This window comes from Micromonospora sp. NPDC004336 (assembly GCF_053602615.1).
The window spans coordinates 20610-28776 of record NZ_JBSGDY010000074.1; the positions used below are offsets into that span (position 1 = coordinate 20610).

The 8167-nt window shown below is 73.7% G+C and carries 4 protein-coding genes; 3 read left to right on the plus strand and 1 reads right to left on the minus strand.

From position 1 onward, the window contains the following. Positions 1–3: 3 nt before the first annotated feature. Positions 4–954, minus strand: a complete 951-nt coding sequence (locus tag ACWENR_RS17145) for an SCO2521 family protein (RefSeq protein ID WP_452277964.1) — start codon at positions 952–954, stop codon at positions 4–6. A 302-nt stretch (positions 955–1256) separates the two neighbouring features. Here ACWENR_RS17145 and ACWENR_RS17150 point away from each other — a divergent pair, with 302 nt between their 5' ends. From ACWENR_RS17150 to ACWENR_RS17160, 3 genes are all read left to right on the plus strand, one after another. Further along, positions 1257–5477, plus strand: coding sequence for a HEAT repeat domain-containing protein (locus ACWENR_RS17150; protein WP_452277965.1), 4221 nt, complete (start codon positions 1257–1259; stop codon positions 5475–5477). 209 nt (positions 5478–5686) lie between these two features. Beyond that, positions 5687–7495 (plus strand): RyR domain-containing protein, encoded by a 1809-nt coding sequence (locus ACWENR_RS17155; RefSeq protein WP_452277966.1) that lies wholly within the window; start codon positions 5687–5689, stop codon positions 7493–7495. Next, positions 7485–7997 (plus strand): hypothetical protein, encoded by a 513-nt coding sequence (locus ACWENR_RS17160; RefSeq protein ID WP_452277967.1) that lies wholly within the window; start codon positions 7485–7487, stop codon positions 7995–7997. The genes ACWENR_RS17155 and ACWENR_RS17160 overlap by 11 nt, the downstream gene beginning before the upstream one ends. Positions 7998–8167: the final 170 nt, after the last annotated feature.

Sequence of the window (8167 nt, forward strand, 5' to 3'; positions counted from 1 at the left end):
GAGTCAGCGCCCGCACGGCTGCCGCACCGACACCCGGTCGGCGAGGTCGCGCAGCAGGGCCATGTTGTTCACGCTGATCTGGTCCCGGATCCAGTTCACCGACGACTTCCACTGCCGGCTGAATCCGGGCACCTGCTCCAGACGGTCCCAGACGGGCCGCAGCCGCGGGTGGACCCGGGCGCCGGGCAGCCAGAGGTGCAGCAGGTGCTCCAGCACCGGGCGCAGCCGCTCGATGTGCTCCTGCCCGGAGGCCGGCCGGGTGACCGCGGCCTCCACCAGGGACGACAGCATGGTCAGCAGCCAGTCGTGCAGCGCCAGGTCCTCGCAGAGGCCGGCCACGGCGGCCGGCACGTCCTGCGGGCCGACCACGAGTTCGACCGTGCGCAGCGTGGGGGAGTCCACGGTGACCACCGCCGAGACGTCCCGCTGCTGGTCCACCTGCGCGGTCCAGCGCAGCCGGGTGCGCGCCGCGCGCAGTGGTGGGTGCCGGTCCAGCAGGTCGGACATCTGCACGCCGTCGAGCACCCGGCCGGTGATCGCCTCCAGGTTCAGCACGTCCGCGTTGTTGCCGCGCAGGAAGCCCGCGCTGAGGTCCGCGGCGTCCAGCTTGCCGACCGTCTCGAGCACGCCGGGATTGGCCAGATAGTGCGACCAGGGCCGGCGGCGCTCCCCGGCGACGACCTGGATGACCGAGGACGCCTGCACGATCCGGCCACCGGTGACGATGGCCCGGGTGACCACCGCACCCACCCCACGGAGCTGGCGCTTCCTGGCGCTGGGCAGCCAGCAGTCCACGCCGGTGCGGACGTCGGGCGACACCGCGTAGAGCGAGGGGCGCCGGGAGGTCAGCACGACCTCGCCCTCGACGAGGCTGAGCACCTCGGCACTCTGCTCCTGGGCCAGCGCCGTGCTGTGCTGCAGCAGGCTGGTGTGCACCTCACCCACCGTGAGCATGGCTTCCTCCGCATCGCCGGCACCAGTCCGCGGTCGCCTCGCGGAACGCGGTCCCATGGTGATTGACGTCCACCGCCGTGACCCGCACCGACACGGGTCCGTGCGGAATTATCCACACTCCTCGCGAGCACCGGATTCGGTCCGACCGGATTCCGATCTGCCCTGCGGACATCATAAGCCCACGGTTCGCGGGAATCCCATGCGTGACGGGGGTTGCGGGCGTTCACGGGCCAGTGGAGATGTGACGGTGGCTGATATTTTCATTGGTGCGGTCGCCAGCCACCCCCTGGAGTTTGCCGTTCATGAAGGTATACATTTCGGCCACCCAAAAGGACCTGCTGGAATATCGTGCTGCCGTGCACGTCGTGGCACGTCGTCTGGAAATCGAGGACGTCGCCATGGAGGCGTACGGGGCCGACATCCGGCCCCCGCTGGAACGCTGCCTGGCCGACGTGCGCCGCTGTGACCTCTACGTGGGGCTCTTCGCCTGGCGATACGGGTTCCGGCCGCCCGGCCAGGAATCCTCCATCACCGAGCTGGAATACCGCGAGGCGCTCGCGGCCGGAAAACCCTGCCTGATCTTCCTGCTCGCGGAGGACACCCCGTGGCCGGTCGACATGATCGACCGGGACGCCGACTGGCAGCAGATCCTCGCGCTGCGCCGGGAGCTCAAGGAGCGCCACCTCTGCGCCTTCTTCTCCGGCGTGGACGACCTCTCCGCCAAGGTGACCATGGCGCTGGCCGAGGTGCGCAGCGGCCGGTCCCCGGCACGCGAGCCCGCCGATCCGGACACCCATCTGCCGGAGGCCGTCCGCAGCCAGTACCACAAACAGTTGGCACTCAGATACCAGGCCGTCGCGCTGGAAGCGGTCTCGCCCCGCCCCACCATCGGATATCTGACCGTCGGGTTGCCGAAGATGTTCGTGGAGCCCCGCGTGCACGAGGACACCCGGCCCGAGATGCCACTTGCCTGGTGGCGCTGGGCCAGCTCGACGACCGACGCGGACGCCGGCGGGCTGCCCGGGGTGGTCGACCCGGAGGAGGTCGAGCGGCTCTGGGAGGAATACGCGGCCAAGGACGCGCTGGCCCTGTTCGACGTGGTGTGCGACCCCGCCCGGCGGGCGATCGTGCTGCTCGGCGACCCCGGCTCCGGCAAGTCGGCCGCCGCCCGCTACCTGGCGCTGGCGCTGGCCGGGGTCTGCGTCGAGCCCCGGCTGGCGGCGTTGGAGCGGCACCTGCCCGTGCTCGTCGAGCTGCGCTCCTACGCCGCGCACTGCGGCGACGGGCGGTGCGACGGCCTGCTGGACTACGTGGGCCACCGCCACCAGCAGGGGCTGGCCGGAATCGACCAGGGGCTGCTGGAGGCCTACCTGCGTCAGGGCGGCCAGGCGCTGTTCCTGTTCGACGGCCTGGACGAGGTGTTCGACCCCGCCCAGCGCGAGGAGGTGGCCGCGCAGATCGCCACGTTCGCCGGCGAGTACCCGGGCGTGCGGACGATGGTCACGTCCCGGGCGGCCGGATACCTGCGGCACACCTTCGCCAACGCGGGCTTCGACCACTTCACCCTGGAGGATCTCGACGACGAGCGCATCGCCCAGTTCCTCGGCAACTGGTACCGCTACGTGATGCCCACACCGGCCGTCGAGGCCGACCGGCAGCGGCGACAGATCCTCGACGTGGTGCGCAGGTCCCGAGCGATGCACGAGATCGCCGGCAACCCCCTGTTGCTGATGCTCATGGCGATCGTCGGCCGGGGTCATCCGCTGCCCCGCAACCGGCACCGGCTCTACGCGCACGTCACCGACGTCCTGATCTCCGAGTGGGACGTGACCAAGCAGCTGCGGGAGAGCCACGGCGACGTGCCGGTGCTGGACCTGCAGGCGAAGCGCCGGCTGGTGCGCCACCTCGCGTACTGGATGCAGTTCCGGGAGTCCGGTCCGGCCGGCAACTACATCGAGTCCGACGAGTTGGCGCGCGTCTTCCGGGACCACCTCGTCGCGTTCTACGGTTTCGAGAACGAGCGGGCGCTCGCGATGGCCTACTCGATGATCGACAAATTGCGACAGCGAAGCTTCATCCTGGAACGGTACGGACTGCGGCTGTTCGGGTTCGTGCACCGCACGTTCCTGGAGTTCTTCTGCGCAGAGGAGATCGTGGACAGGTTCGAGCATGATCCGGACGCCTGGGGCCTCGACAAGCTGCGCGCGCTGTTCCGGGAGCACTGGGCCGACCCGTCCTGGCGCGAGGTGCTCCGCCTGGTCGCCAGCGCCCTGCCCGCCCAGACCGCCAACGACCTGGTCGCCCTGCTCGCCGTCGAGGCCAACCAGCCCTGGCCGCCGCTGAACCTGGCCGGCCCACCGTGGAACCTGGTGCTGGCCGCGCAGTGCGTGGCGGAGGCGCCGCAACCCGCCGAGCTCGCCGGCGCGGGCGACGCGGTGCTGCGCCAGATCGTCCGGCTGGTCGAACACGGCATCTCCGCCGACGACCCCAACCTGGTGGAGCTCACCGAGCAGGAGCTGCTGCCCTCGATCCGGGCGCTCGGCCCGAGCTGGCCCGGCCGCGAGACCTTCCTGCACTGGTACCGCCGTCGCGGCGTGCGGACGAGCTGGCGCTCCGGCTCCACCTTCGCCACCCGCATCGCCGCGGTGCTCTCCACCCCGGAGGAGCAACTCGAGGAACTACTGGTCCGCGAACTCGGGCAGGGCCGCGAGCGGCAGGCCCACCTCACCCTGGTGGCGGGGCTGGCCGAGACCGCCGGCCGGGTCGACACCCCCGGCCGCAGCCGCCGCCGATGCCGCGACCTCCTGCTCGCCCAGGCGCAGGCCGAGGTCTCCACCGCCGTGCGGCAGGCCGCCGTGCGGGCCCTGGTCGCGCACTTCGGCACCGGCACCGACCCCGACCACGTCGACGTGCTGCGCGACCTCTCGCGCTCACCCGACCTCGCGGTGCGCGCGCTGGCGGTGCAGTCCCTCGCCGGCCGGACCGACCTGCCCGAGGACGCCCGCCAGGTGCTGGCCGAGGCCGCCGACGACCCCGCCGCCGCCGTCCGGCGAGCCGCCGCCGCGGTGCTCAGCACCCGCTGCGCCGAGCTGCCGGACGCCCCCGACACGCTGCAGCGGCTACTGGCCACCGACACCGACCCCGGCGTGGTGAAGTGCGCGCTGCGATGCCTGATCGCCATGCCGGAACACGCCGAGACCGCCCGCACCCGCGCGCTGCAGCGGGTCACCGGCGACGCCCCGGACGAGGTGCGGCGCTGCGTGGTGACCGAGCTGCTGCCCGGGCGGCCCAGCCCGGAGAGCACCGAACTCCTGCTGAAGCTGGCCGGCTCGGACGCCTCCGCGCGGCTGCGCGCGGTCGCCGTGCAGCGGCTGGCGCTCGTACCCGACCCCGAGGGGCGCTGCCGGGCCCGCCTGATCGATCAGGTCGAGCAGGACGAGGACGCCGCCGTGCGTGCCGCCGCCGTCACCGCCCTGATCGACCGGGACCGCGCCGACGACACCGCGTGGACGGTGGTGGCGCACGCGGCCCGCACCGACGACGACGCGACGGTGCGCCTCGCCGCGGTACGCGCGCTGGCCGAGGCCTACCCGGACCTGCGCACCGGGGAACTGCTGCTGGAGAAGGCCGACCGCGACCCCACCGCCAGCGTCCGACTCGCCGCCGTCGACCTGCTCACCGGCCGGCCGCTGCTCGGCCACGCCACCCGCGACCTGCTCATCAGCCGCGCCTCCCAGGAGCGCGACGCGATCGTCCGGTTACGGGTCACCCTCCGCCTCACCCGCCTCGCCGACCCACCCGACCCCGAGGTGCTCGAGTGCCTGGCCGAGCAGGTCAGCCGCGACCCCGACCCGAACGTGCTGCGCGCGGCGGCCCAGGCGCTCGCCCACCACGGCGACCGCGACGCCCTGACGGAGACGCTGTGCCGGCGGGCCCGCCGGGACAGCTACGTCGGCATCCGGCTGGCCGCCGTGCAGACCCTCTGCGCGCACGGGGACCCCGACGTGGTGACCGACGTGCTGCTGGAGTGCGTCGACTCGGACACCGATCCCACCGTCTTCGACGCGGCGGTGTGCTGCCTCACCGAGCGCGGCTCGGCATCCATGACGGTGACGCTGCGGCTCCTGCGCCGCCTGGCGGACCAGGACCCGGCGATCCGCGCCCGCATCGCCGCCGCGCTCGGCGCGCACTTCGGCGCCGACCCGGAGGTCCGGGTGCTGCTGGTGGGGCTGGTCCGGGACGACCCGGACCTCGAGGTCCGGCGCCGCGCCGTGGAGCAGCTCGGGGCCACGCTGGCCGGCCGGGTGGGAGTGCAGGAGCTGCTGCTGCGGCTCGCCGACGACGAGGACTGGGAGATCCGCCGTACCGCGCTGCTGGGACTGACCCGCCACTACAGCAGGGACGGCCAGACCCGGGCCGTGCTCGGGCGGCTCGCCCGCCAGGAGGACGACGGCACCGTGCGCCGGCTGGCCGGGCAACTGCTGGCCGCGCTGCCCGACACCGCACCCGACGACTTCCCGTGACCGCGCCGGCGGGGCACCACCGTCGCGCGCCCGGCGGCGGGCACCGCCGCGACGGCCGGCGACCCGGGCGGCGCTGCCGTCGCCGCTGAGCAGGCCCGCCCGGACCGTACGCGGGCCGTCGCTCCGGCCCGTCGGCGACAGCCCGCACCGACCGTCCGAGGGCGCGCCGAGCACCGGCTCGATCGACCTCGTCAAATACCATGAGGGCCATGACAGACGCGGCCGCCGCCCCGCGCCACCTGGTCGAATGGTGGCTCCGAGCCGTGTTCGGAGTCATCGGACTGGCCGCCTTCGTCCTCGGCTACATCGGCTTCGACCGACTGCTCGAGGCCCGGCCAGGCACCGCACACGACCGGTACGACGTGCTCTACTACGACCTGCAGCTATTCGTCTTCGGCGCCGAGCCCTTCCAGAACGCCGGCCCCTACCCGTGGCAGCTGCAGGTCGCCCGGTTCGCCGCCCCGCTGTTCACCCTCCTCGCGGTGGCCGAGGCCAGCCGGCTGCTGCTGGCCGCCGAGAGCCGCCGCCTGCGGGCCCGCCACGCCCGCGGCCACGTCCTGGTCTGCGGCGACTCCCCGTTCGCCCACATGCTCGCCGACCGGCTCTTCGCCGACGGCGAACGCGTGGTCGTGGTCCGCTCCGAACCGTTCGGGCCGCTGGAATACCGCCTGCGCCGGTACCTCGGCGTCATCGGCGACCCGGCCAACCCCCAGGTGCTGCGCGGCGCCGGCCTGTCCCGGGCCCACACCATCTACGCCTGCAGCGAGGACGACGACCGCAACCACGCGATCGCCAACACCGCCAGCCGCCTCGTGCAGGACCGACGGCAACCGCCTCGGGTCTACGTCCTGGTCCACGACTCCGAGATGTGCCTGTCGCTGCAGGCCCGACGACTCGGCGCCGCCGGATCCAGCCGGCTGCGGCTGGACTACTTCCACGTCGACGACGTCGCCGCCCGCGCGCTGCACCGGCACCACCCGCTGCCGCACGAGGCCGGCCGACCCACCAAGGTCCTCATCGCCGGCAGCGGCGCCTTCCGCCGGGCCCTGTTGGTGGAGACCGCCCGACACTGGCGGGCGCGCCGCGCCGACCCCCCTCCCGGCCACGTCGTGCCACCCCTGCAGGTGGACCTGGCGGCCCCGGACGCCGGCGCCGAACTCGCCGTCGCCGCGTCCCGCTACCCGTTCCTGACCACCGACTGCCAGCTCACCGCGTACGACCTGGATCTCGACGGCCTCGTCGGGTTCGACCGGCTCGCCCGCGACCGCTACGACCGCATCTACGTCTGCGCGCCGGAGGAGACCAGCGGCCTGCAGTTCGTGCTGGACACGCCCGTGCTCTGGCAGAGCGCCGAGAGCGCGGTCTTCGTGCCGGTCTACCAGCAGGCGGCGCTGGCCGCCGCCTTCCACGGCGACTCCCGCCACGACCTGCTCGACGAGGTGCACGGCAAGCTGCGGCTCTATCCGGTGCTGACCCGCGCGTGCGACGCCCGGTTGATCGCCGAGGACCTCACCGAGCGGCTGGCCCGGCTGATCCACGAGCGCTACCTCCAGGCCCAGCAGTGCGCCGGGGTACGCCCCGGTGACGCGCCCGCGATGGTGGACTGGTCGCGGCTGCCCGAGTCGCTGCGGCGGGCCAACCGGGCCCACGTCCAGGACATCGCCGCGAAGCTGTTGAGCCTCGGGTGCGTCGTGGCGCCCCGGCGCGGCGGCACCGGTTACGCTTCCGCCGCCGGGCAGGTCATCGACGACCGGATCGAGGAACTCGCCCGTCTGGAGCACGAACGGTGGTGCCGGGAGCGGCGCGGGGAGGGCTGGACCTATGGCGAACCCCGTGACGACGTCCGGCGGCGCCATCCCGCCCTGCGGCCGTGGGCCGAGCTGCCCCCCGCCGTCCAGGAGCAGAACCGCGAGGAGATCCGGGCGCTGCCCGACGTGCTGTCCGACAGTGGGTTCGAGCTGATCCGGCTGGCGCCCGCCGTGCCCGCGCAACGAAGAGGACCGGGAGATGCCGGCTGATCCCGCACCGGTGCGCGTCGGCATCACCGGGCACATCAACCTGACCCACGACACCGAGCTGCTCGTCGCCGACGCGCTCCGCGTCGAGCTGCGCCGGATCAGCGACCGGCCGGTGCACGGCGTCACCTGCCTGGCGGCCGGCGCGGACCAGGTCTTCGTGCGCACGATCCTGGACATGGGCGGCACGTACGAGGTGGTCCTGCCGGCCCGCGACTACCGGACCGCCGCGATCGGCCATGAGAACCGGCCGGCCTTCGACGAGCTGCTGGCCCGGGCGGCGGCGGTCGTGCACACCGGCTACGACCGCTCGAGCACCGCCGCCTACCTGGCGGCCAACCGGGAACTGGTGCGCCGGGTGCAGCGGCTCGTGGCGGTGTGGGACGGCGAGCCCGGCTGTCACGCGGCGTCGACGGACCGGACCGTCGACTGGGCGCGGCGGCACGGCGTCCCGACGACGGTCGTCTGGCCCGAGGGCGCCCGCCGGGCGGTCCTGGGGGACTGACGGGGTCGGCGACGGCAGGCGAGCGGCCGGGACGGGCCCGTATGTCGCGGCCGGTGGTTCCCGGGCCCCCGCGAACCGCCGTGGGGGGGGTCGGCGCGGCCGACCCCCCGCACGCCCCCCCACCCCCCCGCCCCCCCTCGCCCGCACCCCCCGCCCCCGCCCCGCGGGCC

Bases quoted from the DNA above. Each gene is read 5' to 3' on its own strand.
- ACWENR_RS17145 (WP_452277964.1), bottom strand. From the start codon at position 954: ATGCTCACGGTGGGTGAGGTGCACACCAGCCTGCTGCAGCACAGCACG.
- ACWENR_RS17150 (WP_452277965.1), top strand. From the start codon at position 1,257: ATGAAGGTATACATTTCGGCCACCCAAAAGGACCTGCTGGAATATCGT.
- ACWENR_RS17155 (WP_452277966.1), top strand. From the start codon at position 5,687: ATGACAGACGCGGCCGCCGCCCCGCGCCACCTGGTCGAATGGTGGCTC.
- ACWENR_RS17160 (WP_452277967.1), top strand. From the start codon at position 7,485: ATGCCGGCTGATCCCGCACCGGTGCGCGTCGGCATCACCGGGCACATC.